Genomic DNA, 18,561 nt, shown 5'->3' with positions numbered 1-18,561 from the left:
GCCGCGGCCTGTAATGGTCCCCGACCGTCCGGTCACCGCCTCCAGCCGCAAAGCGGGTGCCGATGCACGAGATGTCGATCGCCATGGCCGTGGTGGACCAGGTGGCGCAGGCCGCCCCCGAGGGCGCGGGCCGGGTCGAGTCGGTGCTGCTGCAGGTCGGCGAACTGGCCGGTGTGGTGCCGGACTCGCTGCACTTCTGCTTCGAACTCGCCTGCTCCGGAACGGTCCTGGAGGGCGCCGAGCTGATCACCGAGCCGGTTGCGGCGCGCGCCCGGTGCGGCGCCTGCGGCACCGGGTGGGCGGTCGGGATGCCGCCCGAACTGGCCTGCCCCGGCTGCGGCGACGGTGCGGCCACCGAGTTGCTGACCGGGCGGGAGCTGCAGATCCGCAGCGTCCGCTGGGCGGACCGGCCGGCGTACGCCGACCAGGAAGGCTGACGCCATGTGCCGAGTTGTCGACCTCCAGCAGGCCGTGCTGGCCCGCAACGAGGACGCCGCCCGGGAGCTGCGCGAGGCGCTCGCCGCCCGCGGCACCGTCGCGGTGAACCTGCTCTCCAGCCCCGGCAGCGGCAAGACCGCACTGCTGGAGGCCGAACTGCTGCTCGCCGGGCGGCGCGGCACGGCCGTCGCCGCGCTCACCGCCGACCTCGCCACCGAGAACGACGCGCTGCGCCTGGCCCGTTCGGGCGCCCCGGTGAAGCAGGTGCTGACCGACGGGCTCTGCCACCTGGAGGCGGCGACGCTCGCCCGTCACCTGGACGGCTGGCTGCCCGAGGAGACCCGGCTGCTGTTCGTGGAGAACGTGGGCAACCTGGTCTGCCCGGCCTCGTACGACCTCGGGGAGAGCCTGCGGGTGGCGCTGGCCTCGGTGACCGAGGGCGAGGACAAGCCGCTGAAGTACCCGACGGCGTTCGGGCTGGCGAACCTGGTGGTGGTGACCAAGGCGGACCTGGCCGAGGCCGTGGACTTCGACGAGCAGGCCTTCCTCACCCACGTCGAGCGGGTGAACCCGGGGGTGGAGGTGCTGTTCACCTCGGCCCGCACCGGGCAGGGTGTCGGGCTGCTGCTGGACCGGGCGACCGCGGTGCTGGAGGGCGGCGCCGTGCACCGGCCGGTGATGGGCGTGCCGTCCGCCGGACACCACCACGGGCCGCCGGCCGCACCCCACGGTCCCGACCAGGGGCACGGGCACGCCCACGAGCACGGCCACACCCACACCCACGAGCACGGGCACGGCCACCCGCACCGGGAACCGGCGCTGCCGCCGGCCGTCTCGTGACCGCCGCGCCGCAGGCGCCCGCCGTCGAACGGCGGCTGGTACGGGTCGGCGGGATCGTCCAGGGCGTGGGCTTCCGCCCCTTCGTGCACTCGCTCGCCGCCGAACTGCGGCTCGCCGGACACGTCACCAACACCGGCGAGGGGGTGCTCGCCGAGGTCGAGGGTCTGCCGGACGCCGTCGCCGCGTTCTGCCGGCGGATCGCGGACGACGCGCCCCCGCTGGCCCGGGTCGCCTCGGTGGTGCACGAGCCGATCGAGGCCACCGGCACGGACGGGTTCGCCATCGTGCCGTCCGCGGGCGGCGGCGGCAGCCGCACCCTGATCCCGCCGGACACCGCCACCTGCGCCGACTGCCTGGCCGAACTCGCCGACCCGGCCGACCGGCGGCACCGCCACCCGTTCATCAGCTGCACCAACTGCGGGCCGCGGTTCACCATCGTCACCGCACTGCCCTACGACCGCGCCGCCACCACCATGGCCGGCTTCCCGATGTGCGCGGACTGCGAACGCGAGTACACCGACCCGGCCGACCGGCGCTTCCACGCCCAGCCGATCTGCTGCCACGCCTGCGGGCCCGAGCTCTCGCTCACCGTGCCCGGGCGAGCCGGACTGCGCGGGGCGGCGGCGCTGGAGGACGCCCGCAGGCTGCTCGCCCAGGGCGCGGTGCTCGCCGTCAAGGGCATCGGCGGCTACCACCTGGCCTGCGACGCGGGCAGTGCCGCCGCGGTGGCCGAACTGCGGCGGCGCAAGCGGCGGGGCGACAAGCCCTTCGCGGTGATGGCCGGGTCACCCGCCGAGGCGGCCGCGCTGGCCCGGGTCGGTGAGGCCGAACGGGCCGCCCTGGAGTCCGCCGCCCGGCCGATCGTGCTGCTGCGCCGCCGACCCGGCGCCCGCGGGCTTGCCGAGGGTGTCGCGCCGCGCTGCCCCGACCTCGGCGTGATGCTGCCGTACACGCCGCTGCACCGGCTGCTGCTCGGCCTGCCCGGGGATCCGCCGGGGCCGCGGGTGCTGGTGATGACCAGCGGCAACCTCTCCGGCGAGCCGATCGTCACCGACGACGCCGAGGCACTGGATCGCCTCGCACCGCTGGTGGACGGCTGGTTGGCGCACGACCGGCCGATCCACGTGCCCTGCGACGACTCGGTGGTGCGGGTGGTGGACGGCGAGGTGCTGCCGGTGCGCCGCTCGCGCGGCTATGCGCCGCTGCCGGTACCGCTGCCCGTCGACGTCCGCCCGGTGCTCGCCGTCGGCGGGGACCTCAAGAACACCTTCGCGCTGGCCGAGGGGCGCACCGCCTGGCCGTCCGGGCACGTCGGCGACATGGACGACCTGGCGACCCTCGCCGGATTCGGCCGGGCGGTCGCCCAGTTGGCGGCCGTCACCGGGGTCCGGCCGGAACTGCTGGCCGCCGACCGGCACCCGCGGTACCGCTCCGCACAGTGGGCCCGGCGGCAAGCCCACGGCCGCGAGGTCCGCACCGTGCAGCACCACCACGCGCACGTCGCCTCGGCGATGGCCGAGCACGGGCTCGACGGCACCGGGCGGGTCATCGGCATCGCCTTCGACGGCACGGGCTACGGCGAGGACGGCACGGTCTGGGGCGGCGAGGTGCTGCTCGCCGACTACGACGGCTTCGAGCGCTTCGGCCGGCTCGGCCACGTGCCGCTGCCCGGCGGGGACGCCGCGGTGGAGCGGCCGTACCGGATGGCGCTCGCCCACCTGTACGCGGCCGGTCTGCCGTGGACGCCCGGGCTGCCCTGCACGGCCGCCTGCCCTGCCGACGAACTGGCCGTGCTGCGGCAGCAGTTGGCGCGCGGGCTGAACTGCGTGCCGACCTCCAGCATGGGGCGGCTCTTCGACGCCGTCTCCTCGCTCGCCGGGATCTGCCACCGGGCCGGCTACGAGGCCCAGGCCGCGGTGGAGTTGGAGGCCGCCGCGCTGGGCGCCGAGGACTCCGGCGAACCGTACGCCTTCGGGATGCGGGACGAGGACGGCGTGTCGGTGGCCGAGCCCGACCCGGTGCTGGGCGCGGTGGTGGCCGACCTGGCGGCGGGCGTACCGACCACGGTGGTCGCCCGGCGCTTCCACGGCGCGGTGGCCGCCCTGGTGGAGCGGTGGTGCCTGGCGGCGCGGGAGCGGACCGGGCTCGGCACGGCGGCGCTCACCGGCGGGGTGTTCGGCAATGCGCTGCTCACCGAGGAGTGCCTGCACCGGCTCCGGGCGGCCGGCTTCACCGTGCTGCGGCACCGGCTGGTGCCGCCCAACGACGGCGGTCTGGCGCTCGGTCAGCTCGTGGTGGCCGGCCGGACCGGCAGCTGAACGGCGGGGGCGCACCCGCCCCCGCCCCGGAGGACGAACGAGGGAGCAGCCGATGTGCCTGGCGGTGCCCGGCAGGGTGATGGAGATCGAGGAGCGCGACGGCACCCGGATGGCCGTCGTGGACTTCGGCGGCGTGGTGAAGGACGTGTGCCTGGAGTACCTGCCCGACCTCGCGGTCGGCGAGTACGCGATCGTGCACGTCGGGTTCGCGCTGCAGCGCCTGGACGAGGAGTCGGCCCGCCGGACCCTTGAGCTGTTCGAGGAGCTCGGGCTGCTGCAGGAGGAGTTCGGCGACCCGTGGGAGGCGGCCGCGGGCGCCCCGAAGGAGGCGGAGACCACGTGAAGTACCTGGAGGAGTTCCAGAACCCGGAGCTGGCCCGGCGGCTGCTCGACGACATCCGGGCCGCCGTCACCCGCCCCTGGGCGCTGATGGAGGTGTGCGGCGGCCAGACGCACACCATCATCCGGCACGGAATCGACCAACTGCTGCCGGAGGGCGTCGAGTTGATCCATGGGCCGGGATGCCCGGTGTGCGTCACCCCGCTGGAGGTGATCGACAAGGCGCTGGAGATCGCCTCCCGTCCCGAGGTGATCTTCTGTTCCTTCGGCGACATGCTGCGGGTACCGGGCACGGGCAAGGACCTGTTCCGGGTCCGCAGCGAGGGCGGCGACGTGCGGGTGGTCTACTCCCCGCTGGACGCGCTGCGGATCGCCGAGCAGAACCCGGACAAGCAGGTGGTGTTCTTCGGCATCGGCTTCGAGACCACTGCCCCGCCCAACGCCATGACGGTGTACCAGGCGAAGAAGCGCGGCATCCGGAACTTCAGCCTGCTGGTCTCGCACGTCCGGGTGCCCCCGGCGATCGAGGCGATCATGCAGTCGCCGGACTGCCGGGTGCAGGGCTTCCTCGCCGCCGGGCACGTCTGCTCGGTGATGGGCACGGCCGAATACCCTGAGCTCGCCGAGCGGTTCAGGGTCCCGATCGTCGTCACCGGCTTCGAGCCGCTGGACATCCTGGAGGGCATCCGCCGCACCGTGCGCCAACTGGAGCGCGGCGAGCACGCCGTGGACAACGCCTACCCCCGGGCGGTGCGCGACGAGGGCAACCCGGCCGCGCAGGCCATGCTCGCCGACGTCTTCGAGACCACCGACCGCGCCTGGCGCGGGATCGGCACCATCCCGCAGAGCGGCTGGCGACTGTCCTCGCGCTACCGCGAGTTCGACGCCGAGCACCGCTTCGACGTGGGCGACGTGAACACCTGCGAGCCCGCCGCCTGCCGGGCCGGCGAAGTGCTGCAGGGCCTGCTCAAGCCGAACGAGTGCGAGGCCTTCGGCACCGTCTGCACGCCGCGCAACCCGCTGGGCGCGACCATGGTCTCCAGCGAGGGCGCCTGCGCCGCCTACTACCTGTACCGCCGCCTGGGTGCACCCGCCGCACCCGCCGCACCGCTGGAGGCGAGCCCCGTTGCCTGACACCGACACCCTCGCCGCCCCCGACTTCTCCAACTGGAGCTGCCCGCTGCCGCTGCGCGACCACCCGCGGGTGGTGATGGGGCACGGCGGCGGCGGGGCGCTCTCCGCCGAACTCGTCGAGCACGTCTTCGCGCCCGCCTTCGGCGGCCCGGTGCTCGCCGCGCTCGGCGACTCCGCCGCCGTCACCCTCGGCGGGGTGCGGCTCGCCTTCTCCACCGACTCGTACGTGGTGCGGCCGCTGTTCTTCCCCGGCGGCAGCATCGGCGACCTGGCGGTCAACGGCACCGTCAACGACCTGGCGATGAGCGGTGCCGCGGCCGCCTACCTGTCCTGCGGGTTCATCCTGGAGGAGGGCGTCGAGACGGCACAGGTGGCCCGGGTCGCCCAGGCGCTCGGCGCGGCCGCGCGGGCCGCCGGGGTCGAGGTGGCCACCGGCGACACCAAGGTCGTCGAGGCCGGCCGCGGCGACGGGATCTACCTCAACACGGCGGGCATCGGGCTGATCCCCGCCGGGGTGGACCTGCGGCCGCAGCGGGCCGAGCCCGGCGACGTGGTGATCGTCAGCGGGCCGATCGGGCTGCACGGCGTCGCCGTGATGAGCGTGCGCGAGGGCCTGGAGTTCGGCGTGGACGTGCAGAGCGACTGCGCCCCGCTCGGCGGGCTGGTGCAGGCGATGCTGGCCGTCACCCCGGACCTGCACGTGCTGCGCGACCCCACCCGCGGGGGCCTCGGCGCCTCGCTCAACGAGATCGCCGCGGCGGCCGGCGTCGGCGTGGTCGTCCAGGAGCGGAGCATCCCGGTGCCGCCGGAGGTCGCCAACGCCTGCGCGATCCTCGGCCTCGACCCGCTCTACGTCGCCAACGAGGGCAAGCTGGTCGCCTTCGTGCCACGGCAGCACGCGGACGCCGTCCTGGAGGCGATGCGGGCGCACCCGTACGGCGCGGGCGCGGCGGTGATCGGCGAGTGCGTCGCCGACCACCCCGGGATGGTGGTGGCCCGCACCGCGCTCGGCGGCACCCGGGTGATCGATCTGCCGGTCGGCGAGCAGCTGCCGCGGATCTGCTGACCGCGCCCGCCCGCGCTCACGGCGCGGCGAGCAGCCGGGTCCCTGCCGGCAGCTCGCCGCGCCGTGCCTGTGCGGCCAGCCGTTCGGCGACGGTGGCGCGCATCCGCTCGGCGGCCCGCCCGAGCGGGACGTCCCGGCCGTGGGCGAGCGAGATGGTCCGGCCGAGGCCGGCGCCGGTGAACCGGGTGGTCGGCAGGCCCGAGCGGGCGGCGACCATGGCGGGCACGACCGCCGGTCCGAGGCCGGCCCGGACGAAGCCGAGCACGGCGTCCATCTCACCGCCCTCGACGGCGAAACGCGGCTCGAAGCCGGCCTCCCGGCAGGCCGCCAGGGTGACGTCGCGCAGCGCGTAGCCCGTCCGGAACATCACCAGGTGGCGATCCCGCAACTCCCCCACCGGCACGGCCTGTCCGGGCAGCGGCTCGGCGGAGACCAGGACCAGGTCCTCGTGCAGCAGCGGGGTGACGTCCAGGCCCGGCAGGGCTCCGCCCGGGCTCGGCGAGACGATCAGGGCCAGGTCGAGCTCGCCGGCGCCCAGGGCGGAGACCAGGTCGCCGGAGCCGCCCTCGCTGACCTGCAGGTCGACACCGGGGAAGCGGGTGCGGAAGGCACCGAGCACGTCCGGCAGCAGACTGACGCACAGGCTGGGCGGGGCACCGAGACGGACCCGGCCGCGGCGCAGCTGCACCGTCTCCTGAACGGCGAGCCGGGCGCTGTCGGTGTCGGCGAGGATGCGGCGGGCCAGCGGCAGCAGGGCCTCGCCCGCGTCGGTGGGGGTCGTGGCGCCGCGGCTGCGGTGCAGTAGTTCAGCACCCAACTCCCGCTCCAGTGCCTTGATCTGCTGGGAGAGCGAGGGTTGTGCGACGTGCAGCCGCTCGGCGGCCCGGGTGAAGTTGCCGAGCTCGGCGACGGCGGTGAAGTAGCGGAGCTGCTGGAGTTGCACGGTGGTTGCCTTGGTGGGGGTCGTCAGGGGCGCGGGGACCTGCGCAGTCCGGGAGCGGTACACGGCGCAAGTCCGGGCCGACCCCTGGCACGCGCAGTGCCCGCATCCGAAGTGCGCAGTTCCCCGCGCCCCCGTTTTCCATAGCCGCATCCTATGGTGATGAGCCCGTTCATGTCTTGGACGGCGGGTAGGTGCCTTTCCTAGCGTGGGGCGCATGGCTCTGGCGACTGGAACGCGTCGGCCGCGGCACGCCCTGGCGGCGCTGTGGGGTTCGACGATCGGCAAGAAGGCGGTGATGGCCGCCACCGGCGCGGTGATGCTGCTGTACCTGGTGGCGCACATGCTCGGCAATCTGAAGATCTTCTTCGGGCCGGACGACCTCAACGGCTACGCGGCGTGGCTGCGCACCGTCGGACAGCCCTTCCTCGGGCACGCGTGGTTCCTGTGGATCGCCCGGGTGGTGCTGCTGGCCTCGGTGGTGGGGCACGGCGTCGCCGCGTACCAGCTGAGCCGGCGCGACCTCGCGGCGCGGCCGCAGAAGTACGCGCGGCGCCGGGCGCGGTCGAGCTACGCGACCCGGACGATGCGCTGGGGCGGGGTGATCCTCGCCCTGTTCATCGTCTGGCACATCCTCGACCTGACCACGCTGACCGTGAACCCGCGGGCCGAGGAGGGCCACCCGTACCAGAACGTGGTGGCGTCCTTCTCGACCTGGTACGGCGGCGGGATCTACATCGTCGCGATGCTCGCGGTCGGGCTGCACGTGCGGCACGGCTTCTGGAGCGCGGCGCAGACCCTGGGCGTCAACAACGCCCGCCGGGACCGGGTGTTGAAGGCGACGGCGAACGTGCTGGCGCTGGTGCTGACGGCCGGCTTCCTCGCCGTGCCGGTGGCCGTGATGATCGGAGCGGTGAAGTGACCCCGTACCTCGACTACACCGTCGGCGCGCCGGTCGCCGACACCAGGGCGCCCGCCGGGCCGATCGAACAGCGGTGGGACCGGCGGCGGTTCGAGGCGAAGCTGGTGAACCCGGCGAACCGCCGCAGGCACACCGTGATCGTGGTCGGCACCGGCCTGGCCGGCGCCTCCGCCGGCGCGACCCTCGCCGAACAGGGCTACCGGGTGGTGCAGTTCTGCTTCCAGGACTCTCCGCGGCGGGCGCACTCGATCGCCGCGCAGGGCGGCATCAACGCGGCGAAGAACTACCGCAACGACGGCGACAGCGTCCGCCGGCTGTTCTACGACACCGTCAAGGGCGGGGACTTCCGGGCGCGGGAGTCCAACGTGCACCGGCTGGCGCAGATCTCGGTGGAGATCATCGACCAGTGCGTGGCGCAGGGCGTGCCCTTCGCGAGGGAGTACGGCGGGCTGCTGGACACCCGGTCGTTCGGCGGTGTCCAGGTGCAGCGCACCTTCTACGCCCGCGGGCAGACCGGGCAGCAGCTGCTGCTCGGCGCCTACCAGGCGCTGTCGCGCCAGATCGCGGGCGGCGGGGTGGAGATGCACCCCCGCACCGAGATGCTCGACCTGGTGGTGGTCGACGGGCGGGCCCGCGGGATCGTCGCACGGGACCTGGTCACCGGCGAGGTGTCCACCCACCTGGCGGACGCGGTGGTGCTGGCGACCGGCGGGTACGGCAACGTCTTCCACCTGTCGACCAACGCCAAGAACTCCAACGCCACCGCGGTGTGGCGGGCGCACCGGCGCGGCGCGTGGTTCGGCAACCCGTGCTTCACCCAGATCCACCCCACCTGCATCCCGCGCTCCGGCGACCACCAGTCGAAGCTCACCCTGATGAGCGAGTCGCTGCGCAACGACGGCCGGATCTGGGTGCCGAAGGCCGCCGGCGACACCCGCCCGCCCGGGGAGATCCCCGAGGCCGAGCGGGACTACTACCTGGAGCGGATGTACCCGTCCTTCGGCAACCTGGTGCCGCGCGACATCGCCTCCCGGGCCGCCAAGGCGGTCTGCGACGAGGGCCGCGGCGTCGGTCCCGGCGGGCAGGGCGTCTACCTCGACTTCGCCGACGCCATCGCCCGGTTGGGCCGGGACACCGTCTCCGCGCGCTACGGCAACCTCTTCGAGATGTACGAGCGGATCACCGCGGAGGACCCGTACCGGGTGCCGATGCGGATCTACCCCGCGGTGCACTACACCATGGGCGGCCTGTGGGTGGACTACGACCTGCAGACCACCGTCCCGGGGCTGTTCGCGATCGGCGAGGCCAACTTCTCCGACCACGGCGCCAACCGGCTCGGCGCGAGCGCCCTCATGCAGGGGCTCGCGGACGGCTACTTCGTGCTGCCGCCCGCGCTCAACGACTACCTGGCGCGGCAGGAATCGGAGCCGCTCGACCCGGGGCACCCGCAGGTCGAGGCCGTCCGGCAGGAGGTCGTGGAGCGACTGGACAGGCTGCTGTCCGTCCGCGGCGACCGCACGCCGGAGTCCTTCCACCGCGAACTCGGCCGGATCATGTGGGACGAGTGCGGGATGGCCCGCAACGACGCCGGGCTGCGCCGGGCGCTGGCCCGGATCCCGGAACTGCGCCAGGAGTTCTGGCGGAGGGTCACCGTGCCCGGCACCGGCGAGAGCCTCAACCAGCAGTTGGAGAAGGCGAACCGGGTCGCAGACCACCTGGAACTGGCCGAACTCATGTGCCTGGACGCGCTGCACCGCACCGAGTCCTGCGGCGGGCACTTCCGCGAGGAGAGCCGCACCGAGCAGGGCGAGGCGCTCCGCGACGACGAGGCCTTCTCGTACGCCGCCGCCTGGGAGTTCACCGGCACCGGCCGTGCCCCCGTGCTCCACCGCGAGCAGCTCGACTTCGAGTACGTCCACCCCACCCAGCGGAGCTACGCATGAACCTCACCCTGCGGATCTGGCGGCAGGCCGGCCCCGACGACCCCGGCGGGTTCAGCACCTACCGGGTCGGCGACATCAGCCCCGACATGTCCTTCCTGGAGATGCTCGACACCCTCAACGAGACGCTGGCGCTGCGCGGCGAGGAACCGGTGGCCTTCGACCACGACTGCCGCGAGGGCATCTGCGGCGCCTGCGGCATGGTCATCGACGGGCAGGCACACGGGCCGCAGCCGACCACCACCTGCCAGCTGCACATGCGGCACTTCGAGGACGGCGCCACGGTGGACGTGGAACCGTGGCGGGCCGCGGCCTTCCCGGTGGTCAAGGACCTGGTGGTGGACCGCTCCGCACTGGACCGGGTGATCGGCGCGGGCGGGTACATCACCGCGCCCACCGGCAGCGCCCCGGAGGCGCACGCCACGCCGGTGCCGAAGGAGGCTGCGGACGCGGCCTTCGAGCACGCCGCCTGCATCGGCTGCGGGGCCTGCGTGGCGGCGTGTCCGAACGGGTCGGCGATGCTGTTCACGGCGGCGAAGGTGGTGCACCTGAACCTGCTGCCGCAGGGCGCGCCGGAGCGGTCGAGCCGGGTCCGGGGGATGGTCGGCGCGATGGACGCCGAGGACTTCGGCGGGTGCACCAACACCGGCGAGTGCGCGACGGCCTGCCCGAAGGGGATCCCGCTGTCGGCGATCTCGGCCCTGAACAGGGAGTTCCTGCGGGGCACCTTGCGGTGAGGGCGGCGCCGCAGGGGCGCACGGGAGCACCTCCCGGCCGAAGGCTCGGGAGAACTGGCGCACGTCGGATGTGGCTGTCGGAACGGTACGGGCCAAGCCGTGTTCCGTGCAGTGGCCCGCATCCGGATTGCGCAGTTCCCCGCGCCCCTGGGTGCTTGCCCCATCGGTCGGTCCCAGGCCCCGCGGGGATCGTCAGGAGTCGGTCGGGAGTTCCTGTTCGGTCCAGATGGTCTTGCCGGCGGAGGTGTAGCGGCTGCCCCAGCGGTCGGTCAGCTGGGCGACGAGGTAGAGGCCGCGGCCGCCCTCGTCGGTGAGGCGGGCGCGGCGCATCCGGGGCTGGGTGCTGCTGCCGTCGGAGACCTCGCAGGTCAGCGTGTCGGCCCGGATCAGGCGGACGCCGAGCGGGCCGCCGGCGTACCGGATGGCGTTGGTGACCAGTTCGCTGAGGACGAGTTCGGTGGTGAAGGCCAGTTCGTCGAGGCCCCACTCGGTGAGCCGGGCGGTGGCGTCGGCGCGGACCCGGGCGACCTCGGCGGGGTCGGGATCGACCGTCCAGGTGGCGGTGGCCTCGGCGGGGACGGCCCGGGTGCGGGCGAGGAGGAGGGTGACGTCGTCGCGCAGCCGGGTGGGCGGCAGCCCCGCGACGAGTTGCAGGGCGGCATCGCGCAGCGGGCGGTCCTCCCGTGCGACGGCGGCCAGCCGCCGCCGGATCTCGGCCATGCCCTCGTCGATGTCGCCCTCGCCGCGTTCGATCAGGCCGTCGGTGTAGAGAGCGAGGACGCTGCCCGCCTCGAGGGCGGTCTCGGAGGACTCGAAGGGCAGGCCGCCGACGCCGAGCGGCGGGCCGGGGGTGACGGGCAGGAAGTGGGCGGTGCCGTCGGGGCCGGCGACGGCGGGCGGCGGGTGGCCGGCGCTGGCCACGGTGCAGGCGCGGGTGACCGGGTCGTATACGGCGTACAGGCAGGTCGCGCCGACCGAGCCGGGGTCGGGTCGGTGCCGCCGGCCGGCGCGGGCGGTGTCCGTGGGTTCGTCGGCGTCGTCCTCCTCGGCGTCGCCGGTGAAGTCGCCCTCGAAGAGCAGCTGGGAGACCAGGTCGTCGAGGTGGACGAGCAGTTCGTCGGGTTCGAGGTCGAGGTCGGCGAGGGTGCGGACGGCGGTGCGCAGCCGGCCCATGGTGGCGGTGGCCTGCAGTCCGTGTCCGGCGACGTCGCCGACGACCAGCGCGACCCGGGCGGAGGAGAGCGGGATGACGTCGAACCAGTCGCCGCCGACACCTCCGGCGCTGTCGGTGGGCAGGTAGACGCTGGCGGTGGAGACGGCGGCCACGGTGCGGACGGCCGGCGGCAGCAGGCTCCGCTGGAGGCCGACGGCGGCGCGGTGCTCACGGGTGTAGCGGCGGGCGTTGTCGACGGCCAGGGCGGCGCGGGCGGCGATCTCGGCGAGCAGCAGCCGGTCGCCCTCCTCGTAGCGGTCCTTCCAGCGGTTGCGGCGGCTGGTGACCTGGCCGAGCAGGATGCCGCGGGCGGCCAGCGGGGCGGTGATCTCCCAGTCGTGGGCGGGTTCGGCGGCGGTGGCACGGTCGGGGGAACCGTCGGCCCGGACCAGGACGGTGTCACCGGTGGCGGGCGCGGACTCGGGCGGGCCGGCGACGGCGGTGCGGCGCAGCACCAGGCGCCCGGTGGGGTCGGGGACGGGTTCGTCGCCGGTGAAGACGGCGGCGGCGATGTCGACCACGGCGACGTCGGCGAAGTCCGGCACGAGTGCCTTGGCGAGGCCCTCGGCGGTGCCGGTGACGGAGAGCGAGCTGCCGGCGGCGGCGGTGACCCGGTGCAGCAGGGCGAGGCGCTGCCGGGAGCGGTGCTGTTCGGTGATGTCGGTGAAGAGCACGGTGAGGCCGATGACGACGCCCTCGGAGTCCTGCAGGCGGAAGGCGGAGATGGCCATCATCCGGCCGCCACGGGGGTCGACGACGGTGCGGGCGAGCCCTTCGGCGAGGACCAGCGGGCGGCCGGTCTCCAGGACCTCGCGCAGGTGGGCCTCCAGGGCGACGGCGTCCTCGGTCTGCAGGAAGTCGGCGAGCTTGAGGCCGCTGAGGGTGGGCGGGACGCCGGAGTAGGGCAGCAGGTGGGTGTTGGTGCGGACGATCTGCAGGTCGGTGTCGAAGACGGCGAGGCCGAAGCGGTCCTGGAGGAAGAGTTCGCGGGTGAACGCCTGGTCCTGGCGCCATCGGGCGACGGTGGAGGACTTGGCGCCGAGGACGACCTGCCGGGTGGCGGTGGGGTCGTTGGGGTTGTCGCCGTGCAGGGTGAGGACGCGGACGAAGAGGTTGAGCGGGCGGCCGTCGCCGGTGCGGACGGTGACCTGGCCGTCCCAGCCGCCGGGGCCGGACTCGTCGGGGCCGCGCCAGGCCTCCGGGGCGGCGAGCAGGTCGCGCAGGGCACGGCCGACGAGGGCGCGGGCGGGCAGGGCGAGAAGTTCCTCGGCGGCGCTGGTGCAGCCGACGATCGTGCCACTGCCGTCGACGAGCGCCCCGGCGACGCCGTCGAGGAAGGGGAAGCGGCGGTCTTCCATCGCGTCTCACCCCGTCCGGTGGTCTCCTCTCTTCCTCATACTCCACCGCTCCCCGGGTGTCGGCGCCCCGGGACACGGAGAGTGACCGGGCGTTCTGCCTTCGGGTTCTGTACGCACGGGGGTTGACGCGAATGGTTCAACGGGCCTAACTTCACGTTCTGAAAAAGGGTCCAGACCAATTCGCCGGGGCCCGCTCGCCGCCCTCCGCGCCCTGAACGAGTTGGTGACACAACACCAGTTGGTGGCAGAAGGGCGGACTTTGACGGATCGGAGGACGATCCGTCCGCACCACCGCAGCCAAGTCGCCCGTCGGACGGTCGATCTGCCGGCCAGGCGTCGAGAGCTGCACCATGTTCACTTCGTGAACGCAAAGGTCCCTGATCCTCACCCCCACCACGCCCCGGCGAACCGCCCGGGGCAGGAGGAGACAGCCTTGATCCGCACCCTTGTCCGCACCGCGGCGACGGCGGTCGCGCTGCCCGCGACGGCCGCCGCCCTGCTGATCGCCGGCGGCTCGCCGGCCGCCGCCGCAGCAAACCCCGGCCCGGGCTTCCCGGCCCACTTCGCCGCCCCCTACCTGGAGACCTGGAACTCGCCCTCGGTGATGACCGATGTGCGCAACGCCACCGGCCTCAAGTACTTCACGCTGGCCTTCGTGATCAGCAACGGGAGCTGCACCGCCACCTTCAACGGCAACACCGACATAGCCGACGCCTCCTGGCAGAGCGCGATCAACGGCCTCCGCTCGGCCGGCGGCGACGTGATCGCCTCCTTCGGCGGCGCGGCCGGCACCGAGCTCGGCCAGGCCTGCACCAGCGTCCCGGCGCTGCAGGCCCAGTACAAGCGGGTCGTCGACACCCTCGGCCTGACCCGGATCGACCTCGACATCGAGGGCTCGGCGCTGAACGACACCGCCGCCAACGACCGCCGCAACCAGGCGCTGGCCGCCCTCCAGCAGCAGTACGCGGCGGCCGGCAAGCGGCTCGCCGTCAACTACACACTGCCGGTCAGCCCGTCCGGCCTGGAGTCCAACTCGATCAGCCTGCTGAACAACGCCAAGAGCCGCGGCCTCGACGTCAACATGGTCAACATCATGACCATGGACTACGGCCCGGCCATGGACATGGGGCAGGCCGCGATCAACGCCGCGAACGGCCTGCACACCCAGCTCGGCCAGATCTGGCCGGGCAAGACCTCCGACCAGCTGTGGGCGATGGAGGGCAACACCCCCATGATCGGGGTCAACGACACCACCGCCGAGGTCTTCACCACCGGCAACGCCTCGACCCTGGAGTCCTTCGCCGCCTCGCACGGCATCCAGCAGCTCGCCTTCTGGGCGATCGGCCGCGACAGGGCCTGCGCCGCCAACGGCACCCTCTCCGACTCCTGCAGCGGCACCCCGCAGTCCGCGTACCAGTTCACCAGGACCTTCGACGCGCTGACCGGCGGCACCACCCCGCCGCCCACCGGCCGCACCGGCCGGATCACCGGCTACGGCGGCACATGCGTGGACGTGGCCGCGGCGAACAGCGCCAACGGCACCGCGATCCAGCTGTACGACTGCAACGGCACCGCCGCGCAGACCTGGACGGTCGGCACCGACGGCACGGTCCGCGCGCTCGGCAAGTGCATGGACGTCACCGCCGCCGGCACCGCCAACGGCACCCAGGTGCAGCTCTACGACTGCAACGGCACCGGCGCCCAGCAGTGGCAGGCCCGCGCCGACAAGACCCTGGTGAACCCCGTCTCCGGCCGCTGCCTGGACGCCACCGGGCCCAGCTCCGCCAACGGCACCCGGCTGCAGATCTGGGACTGCTTCGGCAGCGCCAACCAGCAGTGGACCCTGCCGGCCTGACGCCGCGCCCCGACAGAACAGGAGCGATCCCCATGCCAACCCCACCCGTGCACCGGCGGGCGCACGCCCGGCGCCGGGCCCTGCCGCTGGTCACCGCCGTCGGCCTGATCGCCTCGGCGTCCACCGCCGTGCTGCTCGTCCAGGGCCAGGCGGCGCAGGCCGCCGGCCTGCCCACCGGATCCACCGCCCTCGTCGCGCAGCACAGCGGCAAGTGCGTGGACGCCGCGGCCGCCGCGACCGCCAACGGGACCGCCGTGCAGCAGTACGGCTGCAACGGCACCGGCGCCCAGCAGTGGCAGTTCCAGGACGCCGGTGGCGGCTACGTCCGCATCAACGCCCGGAACGACACCAGCAAGGTGCTCGACGTCACCGACGTGTCCACCGCGGACGGCGCGAAGATCCAGCTCTGGACGTACGGCGGCGGCCTCAACCAGCAGTGGCAGGCGGTCGCCGAGGCCGGCGGCGCCTACCACTTCGTCAACCGCAACAGCGGCAAGTGCCTGGACGTGCCGAGCGCCTCCACCGCGGACGCCGTCCAGCTCCAGCAGTGGACCTGCAACGGGACGGCCGCGCAGTCCTTCTCCTTCGGCAGCGGCAGCCAGAACCCGCCCGGCACCCCGGACTTCGGGCCCAACGTGACGGTCTTCGACCCGTCGATGCCCGCCTCGACAATCCAGGCGAAGCTGAACTCGGTCTTCTCCCAGCAGGAGACCAATCAGTTCGGCGCCCAGCGCCAGGCCCTGCTGTTCAAACCCGGCAGCTACGGCGTGGACGCCAACGTCGGCTTCTACACCCAGGTCGCCGGGCTCGGCCTCTCCCCCGACGACGTCACGATCAACGGCGCCGTGCACGCCGAGGCGGACTGGTTCCAGGGCAACGCCACCCAGAACTTCTGGCGCTCCGCGGAGAACCTCTCGGTCAACCCCACGGGCGGCACCGACCGCTGGGCCGTCTCGCAGGCCGCGCCGTACCGGCGGATGCACGTCCGCGGCAACCTCCAGCTGGACGACGGCGGCTGGTCGAGCGGCGGCTTCATCGCCGACTCGAAGATCGACGGCCAGGTCCGCTCCGGCTCCCAGCAGCAGTGGCTCTCCCGGAACACCCAGTGGGGCAGCTGGACGGGCTCCAACTGGAACATGGTCTTCGTCGGCGACGTCAACGCCCCGGCGAACTCCTTTCCCAGCCCGCCCTACACCACCGTCGACCGGACCCCGGTCGTCCGCGAGAAGCCCTTCCTGTACGTGGACGGGGCCGGCGCCTACAAGGTGTTCGTCCCGGCGCTGCGCAGCAGCAGCAGCGGCACCACCTGGGCGGGCGGGGCGCAGCAGGGCGGCTCACTGCCGATCGACCAGTTCTTCATCGTGAAGCCCGGTGCCACCGCCGCCGACATCAACGCCGCGCTCGGCCAGGGCAGGAACCTGCTGTTCACCCCGGGCGTCTACCACCTCGACCGGGCGATCGACGTGACCCGTGCGGACACCGTGGTGCTGGGCCTGGGCCTGGCCACGCTCGTCCCGGACAACGGCGTCACCGCGATGACCGTCGCCGACGTGGACGGGGTGAAGGTGGCCGGCCTGCTGATCGACGCCGGCACCACCAACTCCGCGATGCTGATGCAGGTCGGCCCGGCCGGGTCCGCCGCCGACCACTCCGCGAACCCGACCTCACTGCACGACGTGTTCTTCCGGGTCGGCGGCGCGGGCGTCGGCCGGGCCACCCAGTCGCTGGTGGTGAACAGCAACAACGTCGTCGGCGACCACATGTGGATCTGGCGCGCCGACCACGGCAGCGGCGTCGGCTGGACGAGCAACACCGCCGCCAACGGCCTGACCGTCAACGGCGCCAACGTCACCGTGTACGGCCTGTTCGTCGAGCACTACCAGCAGACCCAGGTGGTCTGGAACGGCAACGGCGGCCGGACGTACTTCTTCCAGAACGAGATGCCGTACGACCCGCCGAACCAGTCGGCCTGGATGAACGGTGCGACCCGCGGCTACGCCGCCTACAAGGTCGCCGACTCGGTGACCAACCACGAGGCATGGGGGCTCGGCAGCTACTGCTACTTCAACGCCGACCCGTCGGTGGTGGCCGAGCACGCCCTCGAGGCGCCGGACCGCTCCGGGGTGCGCTTCCACGACATGGTGACCGTGTCGCTGGGCGGCACCGGCACCATCAACCACGTGATCGACTCGACCGGGGGCCCGTCCAACTCCTCGTCGAACGTGGCGAACCTGGTCGCCTTCCCGTAGGCCTCGACCGCACGAACGCTCCCCGGCCGGGTCCGCACCCGGCCGGGGAGCCTGTGTTCACCCGTGCCGTGCCCGTAGGGCTCAGAAGGTGGCGTTCCAGCTGTGCGCCACGTCGATCACCAGTCGGTTGTCCAACTGGAAGACCCGGAAGGGCAGTCGGGCCCGCACACCGAGGCCCACCTGGCTCTGGCCCTCGAAGCTGCCGCCGAACTTGGCGTCCTTGAAGGTGCGGTAGCCGCTGAGGTTCACACCGGGCAGCGACTGGCCGGCCTTCGCCGGGTAGACCGGCGCACCGGTCGACGGGTCGTAGGACGGTGCCACGACCACGATCTCGAGGATCGCGCCGCCGCTCACCGGGATCGTCCGGCCCGAACCGTCCTGGATCAGCGACGGGACGTACTGGACGCGGTAGCCCACGTGGCCGGCGGGCGTCGTGCCGGGGATGTCGAGCACCATGCGGTCCCAGCACGGATGCTGGCCGGTGCGGATGTTGGTCAGCGGGTGCTGCCCGGTGGCGGGGTTCGCTGCCTTCGGCAGGCTGCCCCAACCGGTCGGGCATGTGGTCACCGTCGCCGCAGGTGTTGTCGCGGATGCCGCGGCCGGTACCACCACGGCACCGGTGCCGGCGAGAACGAGTGCCATCGGGATCGTGATCCACCGTCGCATGATGCGCCTCCTCGGGCCGCGCCTGGATCCCTCACCCGAAGAGACGTGGGCCGCGGCCGGGCAGTTGCAGCACCCGGCCCCGAGTTCCGGGGGCGGGCGGCGCGACCGGCAGAATGGGACGCATGTCGAAGCGCCGCCGCCACCCCCGATTCTCCCCCGCCGACCCCTGCCCGTGCGGCCTGGGCGGGCCCTACGGCGGCTGCTGCGGACGGCTACACCGCGGCGAGGCGGCGGCGGGCACCGCGGAGCAGCTGATGCGCTCGCGCTACAGCGCCTTCGCCGTCCAGGACGGGCTCTACCTGCTGCGCACCTGGCACCCGGACACCAGGCCGCCCCGGATCGGGTTCGACCCGGGGCTGCACTGGACGGGGCTGGAGGTCCTGGGGACGACGGAGGGCGGGCCGTTCCACACCGCCGGGACGGTGCGGTTCCGGGCGCACTTCACGGACGGCGGCGAGCCGGGGGCCATGGAGGAGCACAGCACCTTCGTCCGGCTGGACGGCGCCTGGGTGTACGTGGCGGCGCTCCCGGAGGACTGATCACCGC

Annotated in this window: 15 protein-coding genes; 12 read left to right on the top strand and 3 right to left on the bottom strand. The window is 73.4% G+C overall.

The features are described 5' to 3' along the window. The first annotated feature begins 62 nt into the window (after window positions 1-62). The 6 genes from KSNIM_RS32400 to hypE are packed head-to-tail and all read left to right on the top strand — an operon-like array spanning window position 63 to window position 6,135. The gene (locus KSNIM_RS32400; protein ID WP_263106709.1) at window positions 63-437 is read left to right on the top strand and encodes a hydrogenase maturation nickel metallochaperone HypA; all 375 of its coding nucleotides are present in this window, start codon (window positions 63-65) and stop codon (window positions 435-437) included. Between the two features lie 4 nt (window positions 438-441). Further along, window positions 442-1,278: a hydrogenase nickel incorporation protein HypB gene (hypB, locus tag KSNIM_RS32395; RefSeq protein ID WP_263106708.1), complete on the top strand. Its 837-nt coding sequence runs from the start codon at window positions 442-444 to the stop codon at window positions 1,276-1,278. After that, the gene (hypF, locus tag KSNIM_RS32390; RefSeq protein WP_263106707.1) at window positions 1,275-3,596 is read left to right on the top strand and encodes a carbamoyltransferase HypF; all 2,322 of its coding nucleotides are present in this window, start codon (window positions 1,275-1,277) and stop codon (window positions 3,594-3,596) included. The genes hypB and hypF overlap by 4 nt, the downstream gene beginning before the upstream one ends. Window positions 3,597-3,648: 52 nt before the next feature. Further along, window positions 3,649-3,939, top strand: coding sequence for a HypC/HybG/HupF family hydrogenase formation chaperone (locus tag KSNIM_RS32385; RefSeq protein WP_263106706.1), 291 nt, complete (start codon window positions 3,649-3,651; stop codon window positions 3,937-3,939). Further along, window positions 3,936-5,069, top strand: coding sequence for a hydrogenase formation protein HypD (gene hypD / locus KSNIM_RS32380; protein WP_263106705.1), 1,134 nt, complete (start codon window positions 3,936-3,938; stop codon window positions 5,067-5,069). The genes KSNIM_RS32385 and hypD overlap by 4 nt, the downstream gene beginning before the upstream one ends. Beyond that, window positions 5,062-6,135: a hydrogenase expression/formation protein HypE gene (gene hypE / locus KSNIM_RS32375; RefSeq protein ID WP_263106704.1), complete on the top strand. Its 1,074-nt coding sequence runs from the start codon at window positions 5,062-5,064 to the stop codon at window positions 6,133-6,135. The genes hypD and hypE overlap by 8 nt, the downstream gene beginning before the upstream one ends. A gap of 16 nt (window positions 6,136-6,151) precedes the next feature. On the opposite strand, the gene KSNIM_RS32370 is transcribed toward hypE, so the two are convergent. After that, window positions 6,152-7,078 (bottom strand): LysR family transcriptional regulator, encoded by a 927-nt coding sequence (locus tag KSNIM_RS32370; RefSeq protein ID WP_263106703.1) that lies wholly within the window; start codon window positions 7,076-7,078, stop codon window positions 6,152-6,154. 214 nt (window positions 7,079-7,292) lie between these two features. Between KSNIM_RS32370 and KSNIM_RS32365 the strand changes: the two genes are divergently transcribed. The 3 genes from KSNIM_RS32365 to KSNIM_RS32355 are packed head-to-tail and all read left to right on the top strand — an operon-like array spanning window position 7,293 to window position 10,674. After that, window positions 7,293-7,997 carry a succinate dehydrogenase cytochrome b subunit gene (locus KSNIM_RS32365; RefSeq protein ID WP_263106702.1) on the top strand — a complete coding sequence of 235 codons (705 nt, stop codon included), beginning with the start codon at window positions 7,293-7,295 and terminating at the stop codon, window positions 7,995-7,997. Beyond that, window positions 7,994-9,940, top strand: coding sequence for a fumarate reductase/succinate dehydrogenase flavoprotein subunit (locus KSNIM_RS32360; RefSeq protein WP_263106701.1), 1,947 nt, complete (start codon window positions 7,994-7,996; stop codon window positions 9,938-9,940). The genes KSNIM_RS32365 and KSNIM_RS32360 overlap by 4 nt, the downstream gene beginning before the upstream one ends. Further along, window positions 9,937-10,674, top strand: a complete 738-nt coding sequence (locus KSNIM_RS32355) for a succinate dehydrogenase/fumarate reductase iron-sulfur subunit (protein WP_263106700.1) — start codon at window positions 9,937-9,939, stop codon at window positions 10,672-10,674. The genes KSNIM_RS32360 and KSNIM_RS32355 overlap by 4 nt, the downstream gene beginning before the upstream one ends. 192 nt (window positions 10,675-10,866) lie before the next feature. On the opposite strand, the gene KSNIM_RS32350 is transcribed toward KSNIM_RS32355, so the two are convergent. Continuing rightward, window positions 10,867-13,245, bottom strand: coding sequence for a SpoIIE family protein phosphatase (locus KSNIM_RS32350; RefSeq protein ID WP_263106699.1), 2,379 nt, complete (start codon window positions 13,243-13,245; stop codon window positions 10,867-10,869). A gap of 433 nt (window positions 13,246-13,678) precedes the next feature. Between KSNIM_RS32350 and KSNIM_RS32345 the strand changes: the two genes are divergently transcribed. Both KSNIM_RS32345 and KSNIM_RS32340 read left to right on the top strand, forming a co-directional pair. Beyond that, on the top strand, window positions 13,679-15,100 hold the full coding sequence (locus KSNIM_RS32345; protein WP_263106698.1) for a ricin-type beta-trefoil lectin domain protein: 1,422 nt from the start codon (window positions 13,679-13,681) through the stop codon (window positions 15,098-15,100). Between the two features lie 32 nt (window positions 15,101-15,132). Further along, window positions 15,133-17,349 carry an RICIN domain-containing protein gene (locus KSNIM_RS32340; RefSeq protein ID WP_263106697.1) on the top strand — a complete coding sequence of 739 codons (2,217 nt, stop codon included), beginning with the start codon at window positions 15,133-15,135 and terminating at the stop codon, window positions 17,347-17,349. A gap of 81 nt (window positions 17,350-17,430) precedes the next feature. Here the strand turns inward: KSNIM_RS32340 and KSNIM_RS32335 are convergent, their stop codons facing one another. Continuing rightward, complete coding sequence (locus tag KSNIM_RS32335) at window positions 17,431-18,015, bottom strand: hypothetical protein (protein ID WP_263106696.1); 585 nt, start codon at window positions 18,013-18,015, stop codon at window positions 17,431-17,433. A gap of 113 nt (window positions 18,016-18,128) precedes the next feature. On the opposite strand from KSNIM_RS32335, the gene KSNIM_RS32330 reads away from it, so the two are divergent. Beyond that, the gene (locus tag KSNIM_RS32330; protein WP_263106695.1) at window positions 18,129-18,554 is read left to right on the top strand and encodes a YchJ family protein; all 426 of its coding nucleotides are present in this window, start codon (window positions 18,129-18,131) and stop codon (window positions 18,552-18,554) included. Window positions 18,555-18,561 lie beyond the last annotated feature (7 nt).

Origin of the sequence: Kitasatospora sp. DSM 101779 (assembly GCF_025655475.1) — a bacterium.
In the GTDB taxonomy this organism is placed as follows: domain Bacteria; phylum Actinomycetota; class Actinomycetes; order Streptomycetales; family Streptomycetaceae; genus Kitasatospora.
This window is presented reverse-complemented; position numbering and strand designations above follow the sequence as displayed.

Bases quoted from the DNA above. Each gene is read 5' to 3' on its own strand.
- KSNIM_RS32400 (WP_263106709.1), top strand. From the start codon at position 63: ATGCACGAGATGTCGATCGCCATGGCCGTGGTGGACCAGGTGGCGCAG.
- hypB (WP_263106708.1), top strand. From the start codon at position 442: ATGTGCCGAGTTGTCGACCTCCAGCAGGCCGTGCTGGCCCGCAACGAG.
- KSNIM_RS32385 (WP_263106706.1), top strand. From the start codon at position 3,649: ATGTGCCTGGCGGTGCCCGGCAGGGTGATGGAGATCGAGGAGCGCGAC.
- KSNIM_RS32365 (WP_263106702.1), top strand. From the start codon at position 7,293: ATGGCTCTGGCGACTGGAACGCGTCGGCCGCGGCACGCCCTGGCGGCG.
- KSNIM_RS32355 (WP_263106700.1), top strand. From the start codon at position 9,937: ATGAACCTCACCCTGCGGATCTGGCGGCAGGCCGGCCCCGACGACCCC.
- KSNIM_RS32350 (WP_263106699.1), bottom strand. From the start codon at position 13,245: ATGGAAGACCGCCGCTTCCCCTTCCTCGACGGCGTCGCCGGGGCGCTC.
- KSNIM_RS32340 (WP_263106697.1), top strand. From the start codon at position 15,133: ATGCCAACCCCACCCGTGCACCGGCGGGCGCACGCCCGGCGCCGGGCC.
- KSNIM_RS32335 (WP_263106696.1), bottom strand. From the start codon at position 18,015: ATGCGACGGTGGATCACGATCCCGATGGCACTCGTTCTCGCCGGCACC.
- KSNIM_RS32330 (WP_263106695.1), top strand. From the start codon at position 18,129: ATGGGACGCATGTCGAAGCGCCGCCGCCACCCCCGATTCTCCCCCGCC.